Raw genomic sequence first — 16222 nt, forward strand, 5'->3', positions numbered from 1 at the left:
ATACTCGCCACACAGTCCAAGCAGGACAGTCCAAGCAGGTTTTCCTATGCAAATCCGTCTCGCCAATCCCCGCGGTTTCTGCGCCGGCGTGGACCGGGCTATCGAAATCGTCAACCGCGCCCTGGATGTCTTCGGGCCGCCGGTACACGTGCGTCACGAGGTGGTTCACAACCGCTACGTGGTGGACGGCCTGCGAGAGCGCGGCGCCGTGTTCGTGGAGGAACTCCATGAAGTGCCGGACGACGCCATCGTCATCTTCAGTGCCCACGGGGTCTCCAAGGCGGTGCAGGAAGAGGCCGAGCGGCGCGCCCTGCGGGTGTTCGACGCCACCTGCCCGCTGGTCACCAAGGTCCACATGGAGGTGATCCGCTACGCCCGCGAGGGCCGCGAGGCGATCCTGATCGGCCACCAGGGCCACCCGGAAGTGGAAGGCACCATGGGCCAGTACGACACCTCCAAGGGCGGCCGCATGTACCTGGTGGAGGACGAGGACGACGTGGCGCGGCTGGAAGTGAACGATCCGGACCGGCTCGCCTTCGTCACCCAGACCACCCTCAGCGTGGACGACACCGCGCGCATCATCGACGCCCTGCGCGGCCGTTTCCCGAACATCCTCGGCCCCAAGCGCGAGGACATCTGCTACGCCACCACCAATCGCCAGGACGCGGTACGGCAACTGGCCCTGGAGTGCGATCTGGTGCTGGTGGTGGGCTCCGTGAACAGCTCCAACTCCAACCGGCTCAAGGAGCTGTCCGAACGCTGCGGCACGCCCTCTCACTTGCTCGACGACCCGGCGGTGATCGACCCGGCCTGGCTCACCGGCAAGAAATCCGTGGGCGTCACCGCCGGTGCCAGCGCCCCGGAAGAGCTGGTGCACCAGGTGGTGGCCCGGCTACGGGAACTGGGCGGCGAGCCGGAGCAGGAAATCCCCGGCCGCGAGGAAAACATCCGCTTTTCCATGCCCCGCGCCCTGCGCGCCTGATCCCCGCTGGCCGCCGCCCGTGGGGCGTCGGCCGCCTTTTCTACCCGCCCGCTCACTTCAAAGCATGACGCCGGTCACAGGCCTTTCACTCTACAAGTCCTTGCTTATGCCGCTCATGTCCATGAAGTGACCGCTCGTCTAAGTCCCGTTGTCCACGGTTTTACAATTGCTAGAGTGTCGTCACCTCAATGCAATTGGAGTGGTCCGTGGTGCTCGACACAGGCGCGCGCAGCGCAGGCTTCACGTTGATTGAACTGATGCTGGCCATCGCCGTGGCGGCGGTGTTGCTGGCGGTGGCGGTGCCCTCGTTCCAGAACGTCACCGCCAACAACGCCCTGCGCGCCACCACCGCCGATCTGGTCACCGCCATCAACACCGCCCGCGCGCAGGCCGTGAATCTGCGCCAGCCGGTGGTGCTGCGTCATCTGGGCTCGTCCTGGAACGACGGCTGGGAACTCTTCTACGACAGCGCGCGCACCGAGGGCGACCAGAGCTTTCACCCGGCCGGCAAGGCCACGGTCACCTCCGGCGTGGATGAAATCCAGTTCCTGCCCTCGGGCATCATCGCCAGCAACGTGGAATTCGAGGTCTGTGACGATCGCAGCGGCGAAAGCGGCCGCAAGATTCAGGTGGGACGCTTCGGCGTGATCGAAAACAACGTGTTCACCTGCAGCTAGGCAAGGAAGGGGTAGACGCATGAAACAGCAAACCGGGGTGGGCATGGTGGAGATCCTGGTCGCCCTGTTGGTCCTGGCCATCGGCGTGCTCGGCTACGCCGGCCTGCAACTGAGTGCCCTGAAAGGCTCGGAAAGCGCCCAGACCCGGGCCCAGGCCACGGCCCTGGCCCGTGATGCCCTGGAGCGCATTCTCGTCAATGGCGCTTCGCAGCCCACCTACCTGGACCAGAATAATTGGGGCGGCGCCCAGCAATCCTTCGGCGACGCGCCACCCACGGATTGCTACGACAGTACCTGCGACACTGACGAAGTGGCCGCCTGGGACATCGAGGAACTGGAGTGGCAGGCCGGTAACCTGCTGCCCGCCGGGCGCATCCAGGTGCAGTCCTGCGGCGGCGGCATCACCAGCTGCGTGGTGGTGGCCTGGCGGGACCAGGACATCGATGACTGTGTCAGCAACGGCCAGGTCGCCGCCGACGAGGACACCGAATGCGTGGTGATGGAGGTGGCACGATGAAAGCGCCCCACCGCATGGCCGGGTTCAGCCTGGTCGAATTGATGGTCGCCATGGTGTTGGGCCTGCTGATCACCGCCGCCGCGGTGTCGCTGTTCTCCACCAACCAGCGCACCTTCGCCCTGCAGCAGGCGATGAGCGAATCCCAGGAACAAGGACAGCTCGCCCTGCGTTTCATCGGCCAGGATCTGCAGCTTACCGGTTACGTGAGTGATCAGGTCAGCACTCTCAACTATCCCGGCGTGAACCTTGAAACCTTCCTGGGCATGCCGGCCTCCGCCGACAGCGCCAACGGCACCAATGACCGGCTCACCATCAGCCACCACGGCCGCGCCGACTGCACCGGCACCACCCTGACGCCGGCGGTCGTTACCGAGGTGGCGAATACCTATTGGGTGGACGACGACGGCAACCTGAAGTGCCGGGGCAACCTGTCCACCGACGACGTCATTCTGCTCAAGGACGTGCGCAGCTTCCAGGTGCTCTATGGCATTGACCAGACCGTGGACGCGGTGGCGTTCGCGTCCCGCTACGTCAAGCCCGACGACGTTGGTGGCAGGCCCGTGGTGGCGGTGAAAATGGCCTTGCTGTTGGAGAAGCCCTTGCCATCCATGGAGGGCGCCGAGGAAGAACAAACTTTTTATCTGTTGGATCATCAGGAGACGGTGAACGAAGGGCGCAGCCTGCGTCGGCAGTTCCAGTCCACCGTGGCGATCCGCAACTACCGTTGGGGTGAAGTATGAAACAGACCGCGCCAACCATTTCGGCGCGCGCCCAGCGAGGCGCGGCCTTGCTGATCGCGCTGCTGATTCTGGTGATCGTTTCCCTGATGGGCGTCACGGCGATGAAGACGAGCATGTTCAGCGCCAAGATTTCCACCGGCACCCAGGTGGACGCCATGGCGTTCGAGGGCGCCGAATCGGCGGTCGCCGAGGCCTATTCCTACCTTTACGGGCTCTCCAGCGTGGACCTGCAGCCTTTCCTGTTCGGGCAGGTCGCGTACCGCTGCCTGGATGGAAGCTCGGTGTTGACCACCATCTGTGACGGTAATGAATACATGGATTCGCGGGAACTGGTGCGGGCGCAGTCGCGGATCCGGCAGAAAGGCATGCAGCCGGTCTCCGGTGGTCAGGTGAGCATGAGCGGGGGCGGCAATCTGATCGTCGATTATACCTTCGAGATCATGGGGGATTCGGAAGTGGAACAATTCGAAATCGAAAACCATCATCTGCAACAGGCGCTCAAGCGCGCCATGGTGTCATCGACCGATTTCAACAACATCGGTCAGGAGTGACCAGGAGCGAACCATGAACAGATATTTATTCTTTCTGTCTTTGCTGGGCGCCATCCTGTTGTCGCCCACTGGCGTGCACGCCGACGACACCGAAATCTACTTTGCCCAGGTGGATGCCGGTAACGATCAGAATGAAAAAACGGCGAATGTACTTTTTCTTCTGGACACCTCCGGCAGTATGGAGCGCGGTAGTCCGACCAAGATGAGCCAGCTGAAAAGTGCTTTCACTCAGGTGGTTGACGGCCTTGGCGATGGCGTGCGTATCGGCTTGGGTAAATTCAATGGCGGGTATGACCGCAATGGTTACGGTGGTTATGTTTTTTATCCTGTCAGCGAGATGGATGATCAGGGGAGGCAGGAAGTAAAGAGCTTGGTTAACGGGCTTTCCGGCACCTCCAATACCCCGACCATGGAGGCCTACTACGAGATGGCCCGTTATATGATGGGGCGAAGCCCCTCTGATTATGCAAAACGGGGCGAGGCACTTCAGAACCAGCCGAGGCGGGCCGTGAATATCTCCTGCTACGGGAATCAATGCTATACGGCTAGCGCTTATGAATCTCCCATGAACCTGGACAATCAATGCGAATCGAATCATATCATCGTGATGACGGATGGTGACCCGACTCAGGATACGAATTACCAGAAAGTTCGGGGTTTGACCGAAAACTATTGCAACGGTTCCTATAATTGCCAGGAAGAGCTTGCATCCTGGTTGTTGGATGAGCAGAGAAATCCACTAGAACGCTCAGTACGTACTTGGCAGGTGGCCTTTGGTGTTAGCGCGGATTCATCGCAGGTCGCCAATATGAAACAAGTTGCCCTGAAAGGGGGAACCAAGGATGTTCGTCTGGCAGCCAATGCCGATGAACTGGCCGCTGAATTCAACGACATTCTCAATCTGATCGCGGAAGACTCCCAGACTATTACATCACCGGGGGTTTCGGTGAACCAGAACAACCGTCTGGAGCACCTTGATCAGCTCTACTACGCCATGTTCAAGCCCGAGAGCACCTCGGTCTGGCCGGGCAACCTGAAGCGCTACCGTCTGGATGACGGCAGCGTGGTGGACGCCAATGGCAACTCTGCCCTGGATACGGAAACCGGTTACGTGCGTGACAGCGCCAAGAGTTTCTGGACCGATGGCGAGCCGGATGGTCCGGACATACGCAAGGGCGGCGCCCGGGCGGAACTGGCCAACCGCAAGCTGATCATCGGCAATTCCAACGGCAACGGTTCCTACACGCTCGACGCGGAAAAACTGGAGGAGTTGGACGAGGCGGATTTCGGGATTCCGGATAACGCGGAAACGGCGTTCAACACCAAGGAAGAAGTGTACGCCGCTCTGCTGGAGCTGTGGGGCGATCCCATGCACAGCGTGCCGCTGCTGGTGAACTATAAGGTGGATAACGACGGCACCGATGCCGACGATCAGGTCAATTACATCTTCGTGTCCACCAATGGTGGCATGTTGCACGCCATCGATACCAAGACCGGTGACGAGAAATTCGCGTTCATGCCGGATTATATGCTCAAGCGGGCCTACGACCTGGTGCGTTCGCCGCCTTTGAAGGAGAACAATATTCGCAGCCTCTATGGCATGGACGGCAGCTGGGTGGCTTACCGTACCGCCAAGGAAAACGGTGATGCGGATGAAGTGCATATTTATGGTGGCATGCGCCGCGGTGGCAGCAATTACTACGCGCTGGATGTGTCCGATATCAACAATCCAAGTCTGGAGTGGCGGATCCAGGGCGCCTGGGTGGATGAAACCGCCATCGCCAATCCCGACGGTGGCTTTAGTCGTCTCGGACAGTCCTGGTCCACGCCCACGCTGACGCGGGTCAAGGTGGGTGACACCATCAAACCGGTGCTGGTGTTTGGTGGCGGCTACGATCCCGATGGCCACGATACCGCCGGCAGCCGCCCGAGCCAGGACGACCTGGGCAACGCGGTCTATATGGTGGACGCGGGCACCGGGGAGAGGCTCTGGTCCGTGGGTAGCGACGATGCCACCACCCAGGTCAGCGAGATGAAATGGGGCGTGCCCGGCGGCATCGCCGTGGTGGACTTGAACCTCGACGGTCTGGCCGACTACCTGTATTTCGGCGACCTCGGCGGTCAGATCTTCCGGGTCAATCTGGATAACACGGCGAGCAGTGACTCGGATCTGGTGGAAGGCGTGGTGCGTCTTGCCGCCTTGGGTGGCACTGGCACCGCCGACCATCGACGTTTCTACGAAGCGCCGGCCGTCGGTTATCAGCGAAACGGACTGAGCGAAACGCTTTATGTGGCCCTGGGTTCCGGCTATCGCGCGCATCCCCTGGATACGGATACCGAGGAAGGCTTCTATGTGGTGGCCGACCATAACTTCAAGAGTGCTGAACAGCCGGACGTGATTACCCCCGGTGATTTGCCCGTGGTGAACGGGGCCAGCACGCCCAGCCTGGACGGTTCGGGAGACGGCTGGCGGGTGGAATTCAGCCGCGCCGGTGAGAAGGTGATGTCTTCCCCCACCATTTTCCAGGGGAGCGTCATGTTCACCACCTATAAGCCGTCCGATACCGACCAGGACACGGACCCCTGCGTGGTCCGTTATGGTGAGGCATACGCCTATCGCGCCAATATGCTGAGCGGTGAGGCGCAGTCCTTCAGCAATGACGGCTCCACCTCCGGCGGGGATTGGAGTGGCGAGCCTCTGGATGGCAGCAGTATTCCTCCCAGTGTCACGCCGATCTTCACCCAGCCGGAAACGGGTGGTGGTGAAGATGGTGGAGGAAACGACCCCAGTAATGGCCCTAATAACGGGCCTGAAGCGCTATTCAATGTGGGGCTCGACGTGCTCGGCGGTGAGGAGATTGCCTACAACATGTTCCGTAAGCTCCGCTGGATTCCGATGGAAAAGAACGAGGCCAACGAGTATTTTCCGGTGGGGCAGGAGGAGGGTGAATGAACACGTCGATCAACCGGCAGGGCGGCTTCACGCTGATTGAGCTGATGATCGTGGTGGTGGTGGTGGCGATTCTCGCCGCCATCGCCTACCCGGCCTACACTCAGCAGGTGCGGGAAACCCGGCGCTCCGAGTACCAGGGCAAGCTGATGGACCTGGCCGCTTCCCTGGAGAATTACCGGGCGCGGCGTTTTTCCTACAAGGACGCGGACAGCAACCTGGGCAGTCTGTCGTCGGATCTCGATAGCAACGATTACTACACGGTGAGTATCTCCGTGACCAATAACAATCAGCGCTACGAGATCACCGCCAACCCCAAGGGGCCGCAGAGCGGTGATGGTCAGCTGCGTCTGGACAGCGAGGGGCGCACCTGCTTCGTGAAGGGCGGCACCTGCACCCTGGGCTCGTCCGCCTCCTGGGGGGATTGATCAGGGGCAGCGATCACCGTTGTCCGCTTCGATGCGGGCGGTACCCATCACCGTCATGACGATGCGCCGGGCCTGGCCCCGGTTGCAGATCAGGAAGTGCCCGTTCTGGTAGTAGAGGTTGCCGCGCCGGCCATAGCGTAGCGCCTGGCCGCGAAAGCGGCGCCATTCCAGGGTGGTGCCGGCGGGCAGATGAACCCGCTCCACCACGTCCGCCGGGCGTATGCGGCCATCGTTGTCCGGGTCGTTGGCGAGAATCAGCCGGTCGGTGATATCGAAGCGCTCGCACCGGCTGTTGCCGTCGCACAGCAGCGCGGGGCCGCGGGTGAAGGCGTGGGCCCGGGCACGTTGAATCAGGCCCAGGACCTGGTTGCTGGCGGCCACCACCCGCTGCCGGGGCAGCAGGTCGCGATTCATGTAGTGGCCGGCGCTGATCAGGATCACCGCCACCAGCAGGGCGGTGAGGCATTCCACCAGTGTAAAGCCGTACGGCCGGCCAGAGCCGTTGACGTCCATGTCGTTCTCCATGCCCATGCCGGCTGGGCCGGCGCCATCCTTGATCCGGGACAAGGCCCCGGTGTTTATCCATATCCGGTTTCAGTTTACGCCCCCGCGCCGCGACGCTCTGTGTTACCTTTGCTGGCCTTCCTGTCATCCAGAACCCACGGATTACTATGGCTGATGTACTCATCGTCGGCGGCGGAATCGTCGGATTATTGTCGGCGTTGTCGCACACCGAGCGCGGCCGCCGGGTGACCCTGGTGGACGCGCCGGCCGAGCGCCCGCCGGCGTCCTGGGCCGGCGGCGGTATCCTGGCGCCGCTGTTCGCCTGGCGCTATCCCGCTGCCATGAACCGGCTTACCGTTGACGGCCCCGCCCGCTACCGGGCCCTGGTGTCGTCCTTGACCGGCTATGCCGGCCTGCGGGAGGACGATCTCTGCGACAGCGGACTCTGGGTGGAAGCCGCCGGCGAGGAGCGCCGGCGGGCTCTGGATTGGGCGCGGGACTGGGGGCAGCGCTGCGAGCCCCGGGCTCTGGCCACCGCCTGGCCGGAGGCCGTGGATCGCGACGGCGTCTGGTTCCCGGAGGTGGGCAATATCCGCAATCCTCGCTTGCTCAAGGCGCTGCGCGCGCGGTTGGCGGATCAGGGTGTGCGGACCGTGAGAGACCGGGCGATGGCGCTGGACCCGATGGGGCGGGGTGCCACCGTGGTGCTGGCCGGCGGCGAGCGCCTGAGCGCGCCCTCCGTGCTGGTCAGCGCCGGTGCCTGGAGCCCGTCGCTGCTGTCGCCCTTGGGGGTGTCGGTGCCGCTGTTTCCGGCCAAGGGCGAGATGCTGCTGTACCGGCTGGCGCCGGGGCGGGTGCCGTCCATCGTGCTGACGGAAAACGGCTATCTGATTCCCCGCGCCGACGGCGCCGTGCTGGCGGGTTCCACCCTCAAGGAAGGCGACGATTCCACCGACCCCACCGAGGAGGGCCGGCGCAAGCTGGAGGCCATGGCCGCTTCGATCCTGCCGGCCCTGGCGGACCAGGCGCCGGAGCATCATTGGGCCGGGGTGCGCCCCGGCTGCGGGCGGGACTGGCCCTATCTGGGCGAGGTGCCGGGTACCCGGGGCGTGTTCGCCGCCGTGGGACACCACCGCAACGGTCTGGTGTCGGCGCCGGCCAGCGCCGAGTTCCTGGTCCAGCTGATGAACGGGGAAACACCGTTTCTGGACCCGGCGGATTATTCGCTGGTGGCGTCGCCTTCCTGATCCAGTTCCAGCTTCTTGAGGCGATAGCGCAGGGAGCGGAACGTCATGCCCAGCTTCTTGGCGGCGGCGGTGCGGTTCCAGTGGGTGGCGTCCAGGGCGCGCAGAATTTCCTGCTTCTCGATTTCCTGCAGGTAATCCTCCAGCGGTAGCTGGGGATGCCGGCCGCCGTCGTTGCCGGTGGCCGGCGCCGCCGGTTCGGCGCTGGGCAGGTGCAGGTGGTCCGGTTCGATGCGCGGGCCGTCGCACAGGGTCATGGCGCGTTCCAGAATGTTCTCCAGCTCACGCACGTTACCGGGGAAGGGGTACTGGCGCAGCGCCGCCATGGCGCCGTCGCCCACCGCCGGCGGCGTCGCTTCCCAGGCTTGGCCGAGCCGCGCCAGGATGTGCTCCACCAGGGCGGGCACGTCCTCGGGCCGTTCCCGCAGCGGCGGCACATGGGCCTCGATCACGTTGAGGCGGTAGTAGAGGTCCTGGCGGAACCGCCCGGCGGTCATCTCCTCGCCCAGGTCCCGGTGGGTGGCGCACAGAATGCGCAGGTTGACGTCGAATTCCCGGGATTCGCCCACCGGCCGGATGGTCTTTTCCTGAATGGCGCGCAGCAGTTTCACCTGCATGTGCAAGGGCAGGTCGGCCACTTCGTCGAGGAACAGGGTGCCGCCGTCCGCTTCCCGGAACAGACCCTTGCGGTCCTCCACGGCGCCGGTGAAGCTGCCCTTGCGGTGGCCGAAGAACTCGCTCTCCATCAATTCCGAGGGAATGGCGCCGCAGTTCACCGCCACGAAGGGCTTTTCCCGGCGCGGGCCCAGGGCGTGGATCAGCCGCGCCACCCGCTCCTTGCCGCTGCCGGATTCGCCGCTGATGTAGATCGGCGCCTGGCTGCGCGCCAGCTTGCGGATTTGCTGCTTGAGGCGCTGCATGGCCGGGCCCTGGCCGATCAGGCCGTCTTCCTCGCCGCCGCCCTCGGCGGCCGGTTCGGCGCGGCTGATGCCCAGGCCGTCCTCGATCAGCTGTCGCAGGCGGTCCAGGGCCACCGGCTTGGCGATGAAATCGTAGGCGCCCAGTTTCATGGCCTCGGTGGCCACTTCCATATTGCCGTAGGCGGTGATCACCGCCACCGGCATGTCCGGGGCGCGGGCGGCGGCGTGGCGGATCAGATCCAGCCCGGTGCCGTCGCCCAGGTTCATATCGGTGAGACACAGGTCGAAGGCGCCGCCGTCCAGCAGCCGCCGGCCTTCCTCCAGGGACGCCGCCGCGGTGGCGTCCAGCTTCATCCGTCCCAGGGTAATGACGAGCAGCTCCCGCAGGTCGGCTTCGTCATCCACTACCAAAACGCGAGGCGTGTTCTCTTTCATGGTTATTGAAATTGCCGATCCGGGTGGGCACAGGTTATCACAAAGCGGGCGCCGGGTTGGGCGTCCTCGTGGTCCAGGGTGGCCTGATTGGCTTGGCAGAGCTGGCGGCACACGTACAGGCCCAGACCGTTGCCCCGGTCGCTGGTGGTGTAGAAGGGTTCGAACAGGTGGGGCAGGGCGTCCTCGGGCACGCCGGGCCCGTCGTCGGTGACCGTGATCCAGGGCAGGCCGGTGCGTGGATGCACGCCGTAGGCCAGGGTCACGGCGCGCTCCGCGCCGCCGTGCCGGAAAGCGTTACCGATCAGGTTGTCGACCACCTGCACGAACTGGTTGCGGTCAAAACGGACCGCCACCTCGGCATCGCCCGGTACCAGCGTCAGCCGGTGGAAGGCTTCGCCGCGCTGGTGCCAGCCATCGACGATCTCGCCCAGCGCTTCTTCCAGGGAAAAGCGGGCGGCCTGGCCGCGCGGGCGCCGGGACAGATCCAGCACGTCGCTGATGATGCCGTTCACCCGCTGTACATGGTTGCGGATGATCGCCAGCAGGCGGGCGTCCTCCGGCGAGGCGCCGTCCTCGTCGAGCAGCTCGGTGGCATGGCTGATGGCGCTCAGCGGATTGCGGATTTCATGGGCCAGGGTGGCGGACAGCCGGCCCAGGGAGGCCAGGTTGAGCTGCTGGGCTTCCTGGGCGATGCGGGCGGTGTCTTCCAGAAACACCAGGGTGAGGTTCTCGTGGCCCGTGTCCATGGCGGCGAAGCGGGCGCTCACTTCCGGGGATTGCCGGGAAGGACGCAGCGGCGCCGGCGCGATATGGGGTGCTCCCCGCCAATGCTGGTAGCGTTCCACCAGGGGCTCGGGCAGGTGCTGGCCGGCCATGGCGCCGCCGAAGAAACCGTCCGCCGAGGGGTTGGACTGCAGCACCCGGTGGGCCTCGTCGAACACCATCACGCCGGTGCGCATGCGCGCCACGATCTGCTGGTTGAGCGCCTCCAGACGCTCGATCGCCACCCGCTGGCGGGCGGCGATGCCCTCGCTGCGTTCCAGGCGGCCGGCGATCTGCTGGATGATCAGCGACACCATGAAGAAGGCGATACCCAGCAACCCGGCCTCGGTGAGCTGGAACGGATCGCCGTCGCCGGTCTGGATGGCGAAGTAGAACTGCTCGAACATCACCGTGAGGGTGGCCAGCGCCGCGATCAGAAAACCCAGCCGGCCGCGCAGCAGGATGTTGCCGCCGGCCACGTTGACCAGCAGCAGCACCGCCAGTCCCCCTTCCAGGCCGCCGTTGGCGTGCACCACCAGGCCCAGCACCAGCACGTCGATGACCAGGGCCACCGGCTGGGCCCAGGCCGGCTTGCGCGCCGGCCGGGTATAGTCCATGAAGGACGACAGCAGGGTGAGGATCAGGTAGCCGACCACGGTGGCTTCGAACAGGGCCGGCAAGTACTGGCCGATGACCGTGCGCCCGCTCAGATAGAACGAGGCCAGCAGCACCGTGGCGATGACGATGCGGTAGAGGTTATAGATGCGCGCCGGCGTCCAGCTAGGGTTCATGATGTTCCAGATACTGGCGCTGGTGCTCCTGGGAGCAGAAGCCCAGGCCACGGTGCCGGAACGCCTCCCGCTCGGGCACATGGAGGCCGCACTGCTGGCAGCGGATCATGGTTTCGCCGCGCGGCTCCGCGGAGCGCGTCGGGCGGGTGCCGTCGTCGTCGTTATTGGCGGCGGCCAGCAGGCGTTTGGCGAAACGCCACACCAGGTACACGAGTGCCGCCAGAATCAGCAGCCGAATCAGCCCCATAAGGATCTCCCAGACGCCTGTGCAAGGTCAGGCGGCTACAGAGTACAATCACCGCTCCACGGAGAAAAGGCGGTACTATGCGACTCGTAATGGCCCAGCGGAACCCGCTGGTGGGGGACATCGAAGGCAACGCCGGCGCGGTGGTGGCCGCCACCCGGGAAGCGCGCAATTTGCTCGGCGCCGAGCTGGTGATCTTCCCGGAACTGATGCTGACCGGTTATCCGCCGGAGGATCTGTTGCTGCGCCCCAGCCTCAACACCCGCATCGACGAGGCGCTGGCCGCCATCGGCGCGGAGATCGCGGTGCCGGTGGTGCTCGGCTACCCGGCGGTGCGCAATGGTATTCGTCGCAATGCCGCCGGCGTGCTGTTCCCCGGCGAAAGCCGCCCGCGCCATGAGTACTTCAAACGCTGCCTGCCCAATTACCGGGTGTTCGACGAGAAGCGTTACTTCCAGGCCGGCGACCAGCCCTGTGTGTTCGAGCTGGGTGGCGAGAAGCTGGGCCTGACCATCTGCGAGGACATCTGGTTCCAGGGGCCGGCGGCGTCCGCCGCCGAGGCCGGCGCCACCAGCCTGATCAACCTCAACGCCTCCCCGTTCCGGCTCGGCAAGCTGGAGGAGCGCTACGAGCAGGTGTCCGCCCGCGCCCGGGAAACCGGTCTGCCGGTGTTCTACTGCAATCTGGTGGGCGGCCAGGACGAGCTGGTGTTCGACGGCGCGTCCTTCGCGGTGGACGCCAACGGTGAGCGGCGGGTTCAGGGCGCCAGCTTCGAGGAAGGCCTGGTTCCCCTGGACCTGGATCAGGAGGGGGGCACCCCAAGGGTCCATGGCGAGGTGCTGCCGGCGCCGGAAGGCGACGAGAGCCTGTACCGCGCCCTGGTGCTGGCGACCCGGGATTACGTCAACAAGAACGGCTTCAAGGGCGCGCTGCTGGGACTCTCCGGCGGCATCGATTCGGCGCTCACCCTGGCGGTGGCGGTGGACGCCCTGGGGCCGGAGCGGGTCGAGGCGGTGATGATGCCGTTCCGTTACACCGCCAAAATCAGCATCGAGGACGCCGAGCAGCAGGCCCGCACCCTGCGGGTGCGCTACCGGGTGCTGCCCATCGAGTCCGCCTTCAACGGTTTCATGGAGATTCTCGAGGACGCCTTCGCCGGCCTCGCCACCGACACCACCGAGGAGAACCTGCAGGCCCGCTGCCGGGGCGTGCTGCTGATGGCGCTTTCCAACAAGAGCGGCTCGGTGGTGCTCACCACCGGCAACAAGAGCGAGATGGCGGTGGGTTACGCCACCCTCTACGGGGACATGGCCGGCGGGTTCTCGGTGCTCAAGGACGTGTTCAAGACCTCGGTGTACCGGATCGCCCGCTGGCGCAACCAGAAAGCCGGCACCGAGATCATTCCGGATCGGGTGATCACCCGGCCGCCCTCCGCCGAGCTGGCGCCGGACCAGGTGGACGCCGACTCCCTGCCCGGTTACGACGAGCTGGACGCCATCCTGGAACGCTACGTGGAGCAGGACATGAGCGCCGAGGCGGTGATCCGCGACGGCTTCGACCGGGACACCGTCTACCGGGTGGTGAAGCTCACCGACCGCAACGAATACAAGCGCCGGCAGGCGGCGGTGGGGCCCCGGGTGAGCCGCCGGGCGTTCGGCAAGGACCGGCGTTACCCGATCACCAACGGCTGGCGGCCCGGGGACTGATCAGAGCAGATCGAAGGTCAGCAGGCTTAGCAGGCCCTTGTTCTCGCTGGGCCACCAGGCCAGGTTCACCTCGCCGTCGTCGTCCAGGTACTCGCTGTCCGGCCAGCTTTCGGTCAGGGCGCGGCGGCTCTTGTCCGCCAGTTCCGGCCGTTCCAGGCGCTCATAGCCTTCCACCATGATCGCCAGGGCCTCCGGCACCATGGGCGTGCGCTGGTAGTGCTGCACCACGTACTGGGCCCGGTTGATGGCGGCGATGTAGGCGCCACGGCGGGCGTAGTAGCGTGCCGCGTGCAGTTCATGGCGGGCCATTTCATTACGGATGAACACCATCCGCGAGCGCGCGTCCGGGGCGTATTCGCTGTCCGGGAAGCGCGTCACCAGCCGCTCGAAATCCTCGAAGGCGTCCCGGGCGGAACTCAGGTCCCGGGAGGACTTGTCGGTGCTCATGAAGGAATCGAAGAAGCCGCGTTCCATGTAGAAATTGGCCAGGCCGCGCATGTAGAGGGCGTAGTCCAGGCGCGGATGGGCCGGATAGCCGCGCAGGAAGCGCTCGGCGGCGACCACGGTTTCCGGGTATTCCTGGGACCGGAAGTGGGCGTAGATCAGGTCCAGCTGGGCCTGTTCCGCGTAGCGGCCATAGGGGAAGCGGGCCTCCAGTTCCTTGAGCCGGTCGATGGCGGTCAGGTAATTGTTGGAGTCCATGGCGTCCTGGGCCTCGCGGTACTGGGCCGCCTCGGTGCGTTCCGGGCTTTCTTCCGGCGTGTTGGCGCAGGCGCCCAACAGCAGGGCGGCCAGCAGGGGCCAAATCAGTCTCGGCATTTTTTCCTCGGTACGACGGGGTACAATGGAGCGCCTATTGTAATCACAGGTCGGACTATGGGACATCTTGGCGGCGAGAAAATTCAGCGCACCGAGGAGGTGAGCGAGCAGTACGCCGGTTCAAGGCTGGATCAGGCCGCCGCCGAGCTGTTCGACGGCTTCTCCCGGTCGCGCCTGCAAAACTGGATCAAGGAGGGCGCGCTCACCGTCAACGGCCGCGCCGCGCGGCCCAAGGACAAGCTGCTCGGCGGCGAGGCCCTGACCCTGGCGGTGGAACTGGAGCCGGAGATCGACGATCAACCCCAGGCCATTGAGTTGCCGGTGGTCTACCAGGACGAGGACCTGCTGGTCATCGACAAGCCCGCCGGCCTGGTGGTGCACCCCGCCGCCGGCCACGCCGACGGCACCCTGCTCAACGGCCTGCTGCACCTGGACGAGCGCCTCTCCAGCCTGCCCCGGGCGGGCATCGTGCACCGCCTGGACCGGGACACCACCGGCCTGATGGTGGTGGCGCGCTCGGTGGAAGCGCACACCGGCCTGGTGGCCCAGCTCCAGGACAAGAGCCTGTACCGGGAGTACGAGGCGGTGGCCGTGGGGGTGATGACCGGCGGCGGCACCGTGGACGCGCCCATGGGGCGCCACCCGGTGGACCGCAAGCGCCAGGCGGTGCTCGAGCACGGTGGCAAGAACGCCGTGACCCATTACCGGGTGCTGGACCGCTACCGGGCCCACACCCGGGTGCAGGTGCGCCTGGAAACCGGCCGCACCCACCAGATTCGCGTGCATCTGGCCCACCGCCGCTACCCGCTGGTGGGCGATCCCCTGTACGGAGGGCGCCTCAAGTTGCCCGCCGGGGCCAGCGAGGCCTTGCGCGAGGCCCTGCGGCGCTTCCCGCGCCAGGCCCTGCACGCCCGCAAGCTGGGGCTGGTGCATCCGGTGAGCGGTGAATACATGGAATTCGAGTCCCCCTTGCCGGCGGACTACCAGGCATTGATCCAGGCCCTGGAGGCGGACCGGGAGGCTTCATGACGCTGCCCGACATCACTCAGTGGCTGCGCCCGGACTGGCGGCCTCACCCCCGCGTCCGCGCCGTGGTGACCACGCGCCTTGGCCGCCATTCGCCGCCGCCCTGGCACGGCTTCAACCTGGGCATGAACTGCGGCGACGAGGCGGACCGGGTGGAACAGGCCCGCCGCCACGTGCACAAACTGCTGGGCACCGATCACCCGCCGGCCTGGCTGCGGCAGATTCACGGCGACCGCATCGTCCGCGCCGGCGAGGCGGATGTCCGTGCCGACGGCGTCTGGACCAATGAAACCGGCTGGCCCTGCGTGGTGCTCACCGCCGATTGCCTGCCGGTGCTGCTGGCGCGTGCCGACGGCACCGCCGTGGCGGCGGTGCACGCCGGCTGGCGCGGACTGCACGCCGGCATTCTGGCACGCGCCGTGGCCACGCTGGCGCCGGACGATGAGCCGCTGTCCGCCTGGCTGGGACCGGCCATTTCCGAGCGTGCCTACCAGGTGGGCGAGGACGTGCACCGGGCGTTTCTCGACCTGGGCCCGGAATACGGCGGCGCCTTCCGTCGCGACAGCCAGCCCGGCCACTGGCGTTTCTCCCTCGCCCACGCCGCCACCCTGGCCCTCAACGCCGCCGGGGTGGAGGATGTGTCCGGCGGTGAGCATTGCACCGCTTCCGACCCGGATCACTTCTATTCCTACCGCGCCGAAGGGCAGACCGGGCGCTTCGCCAGCCTGATCTGGCTGGCGCCGGCCTGACGGCCTTGGTGGGGAGCGACTGAAGCCGCGATCCCTTTTGACGCCGATCAATATCCCGCGTCCCGCCTCTTGAAACCTTCACGGAAGACCGCATTTTAAGTTCAGTTTTTGAGCAGACGGCCATGCGCCGGTCGCCGCAGACGGGGCCGCCATGGCGCGCGAAAGGAGAGACGTTTC

16 protein-coding genes are annotated in these 16222 nt (G+C 65.5%); 11 read left to right on the plus strand and 5 right to left on the minus strand.

All coding sequences use genetic code 11. The features are described 5' to 3' along the window. The first annotated feature begins 46 nt into the window (after nucleotides 1-46). From ispH to HMJ39_RS04910, 7 genes are all read left to right on the plus strand, one after another. The gene (gene ispH, locus HMJ39_RS04880) at nucleotides 47-982 is read left to right on the plus strand and encodes a 4-hydroxy-3-methylbut-2-enyl diphosphate reductase (protein ID WP_194296485.1); all 936 of its coding nucleotides are present in this window, start codon (nucleotides 47-49) and stop codon (nucleotides 980-982) included. Nucleotides 983-1170: 188 nt separating this feature from the next. Next, entirely contained in the window at nucleotides 1171-1659 is a 489-nt protein-coding gene (locus tag HMJ39_RS04885) for a GspH/FimT family pseudopilin (RefSeq protein WP_194296486.1), read from the plus strand. 19 nt (nucleotides 1660-1678) lie between these two features. Next, nucleotides 1679-2176: a type IV pilus modification protein PilV gene (gene pilV, locus HMJ39_RS04890; RefSeq protein WP_194296487.1), complete on the plus strand. Its 498-nt coding sequence runs from the start codon at nucleotides 1679-1681 to the stop codon at nucleotides 2174-2176. Then, nucleotides 2173-2916, plus strand: a complete 744-nt coding sequence (locus HMJ39_RS04895) for a PilW family protein (RefSeq protein ID WP_194296488.1) — start codon at nucleotides 2173-2175, stop codon at nucleotides 2914-2916. Before pilV ends, HMJ39_RS04895 begins: the two co-directional genes overlap by 4 nt. Continuing rightward, nucleotides 2913-3467 (plus strand): PilX N-terminal domain-containing pilus assembly protein, encoded by a 555-nt coding sequence (locus HMJ39_RS04900; RefSeq protein WP_194296489.1) that lies wholly within the window; start codon nucleotides 2913-2915, stop codon nucleotides 3465-3467. The genes HMJ39_RS04895 and HMJ39_RS04900 overlap by 4 nt, the downstream gene beginning before the upstream one ends. A gap of 13 nt (nucleotides 3468-3480) precedes the next feature. Then, on the plus strand, nucleotides 3481-6420 hold the full coding sequence (locus HMJ39_RS04905; protein WP_194296490.1) for a PilC/PilY family type IV pilus protein: 2940 nt from the start codon (nucleotides 3481-3483) through the stop codon (nucleotides 6418-6420). Then, a complete protein-coding gene (locus tag HMJ39_RS04910) occupies nucleotides 6417-6845 on the plus strand; it encodes a type IV pilin protein (RefSeq protein ID WP_194296491.1) in 429 nt (142 codons plus the stop codon). Before HMJ39_RS04905 ends, HMJ39_RS04910 begins: the two co-directional genes overlap by 4 nt. On the opposite strand, the gene HMJ39_RS04915 is transcribed toward HMJ39_RS04910, so the two are convergent. Then, nucleotides 6846-7412, minus strand: a complete 567-nt coding sequence (locus tag HMJ39_RS04915; RefSeq protein ID WP_194296492.1) for a GspH/FimT family pseudopilin — start codon at nucleotides 7410-7412, stop codon at nucleotides 6846-6848. It abuts the gene before it with no gap. Between the two features lie 104 nt (nucleotides 7413-7516). On the opposite strand from HMJ39_RS04915, the gene HMJ39_RS04920 reads away from it, so the two are divergent. Then, nucleotides 7517-8596 carry an NAD(P)/FAD-dependent oxidoreductase gene (locus HMJ39_RS04920; RefSeq protein WP_194296493.1) on the plus strand — a complete coding sequence of 360 codons (1080 nt, stop codon included), beginning with the start codon at nucleotides 7517-7519 and terminating at the stop codon, nucleotides 8594-8596. Here the strand turns inward: HMJ39_RS04920 and HMJ39_RS04925 are convergent. Genes HMJ39_RS04925 through HMJ39_RS04935 form a run of 3 tightly spaced genes read right to left on the minus strand, consistent with a single transcriptional unit; the run spans nucleotide 8569 to nucleotide 11748 of the window. After that, complete coding sequence (locus HMJ39_RS04925) at nucleotides 8569-9948, minus strand: sigma-54-dependent transcriptional regulator (RefSeq protein WP_194296494.1); 1380 nt, start codon at nucleotides 9946-9948, stop codon at nucleotides 8569-8571. The genes HMJ39_RS04920 and HMJ39_RS04925 overlap by 28 nt on opposite strands. 2 nt (nucleotides 9949-9950) lie before the next feature. Then, nucleotides 9951-11501, minus strand: a complete 1551-nt coding sequence (locus tag HMJ39_RS04930) for a sensor histidine kinase (protein WP_161385901.1) — start codon at nucleotides 11499-11501, stop codon at nucleotides 9951-9953. Next, entirely contained in the window at nucleotides 11491-11748 is a 258-nt protein-coding gene (locus HMJ39_RS04935; protein ID WP_194296495.1) for a PP0621 family protein, read from the minus strand. The genes HMJ39_RS04930 and HMJ39_RS04935 overlap by 11 nt, the downstream gene beginning before the upstream one ends. Before the next feature lie 77 nt (nucleotides 11749-11825). Between HMJ39_RS04935 and HMJ39_RS04940 the strand changes: the two genes are divergently transcribed. Next, entirely contained in the window at nucleotides 11826-13451 is a 1626-nt protein-coding gene (locus HMJ39_RS04940) for an NAD+ synthase (protein WP_161385903.1), read from the plus strand. On the opposite strand, the gene HMJ39_RS04945 is transcribed toward HMJ39_RS04940, so the two are convergent. Further along, the gene (locus tag HMJ39_RS04945) at nucleotides 13452-14270 is read right to left on the minus strand and encodes an outer membrane protein assembly factor BamD (protein ID WP_161385904.1); all 819 of its coding nucleotides are present in this window, start codon (nucleotides 14268-14270) and stop codon (nucleotides 13452-13454) included. A gap of 57 nt (nucleotides 14271-14327) precedes the next feature. On the opposite strand from HMJ39_RS04945, the gene rluD reads away from it, so the two are divergent. Both rluD and pgeF read left to right on the plus strand, forming a co-directional pair. Beyond that, nucleotides 14328-15299, plus strand: a complete 972-nt coding sequence (rluD, locus tag HMJ39_RS04950) for a 23S rRNA pseudouridine(1911/1915/1917) synthase RluD (RefSeq protein ID WP_194296496.1) — start codon at nucleotides 14328-14330, stop codon at nucleotides 15297-15299. After that, nucleotides 15296-16045, plus strand: a complete 750-nt coding sequence (gene pgeF, locus HMJ39_RS04955; RefSeq protein ID WP_161385906.1) for a peptidoglycan editing factor PgeF — start codon at nucleotides 15296-15298, stop codon at nucleotides 16043-16045. Before rluD ends, pgeF begins: the two co-directional genes overlap by 4 nt. The last annotated feature ends 177 nt before the right edge of the window (nucleotides 16046-16222 follow it).

Source organism: Alloalcanivorax profundimaris (assembly GCF_015265435.1).
GTDB classification, from domain to species: Bacteria; Pseudomonadota; Gammaproteobacteria; order Pseudomonadales; family Alcanivoracaceae; genus Alloalcanivorax; species Alloalcanivorax profundimaris.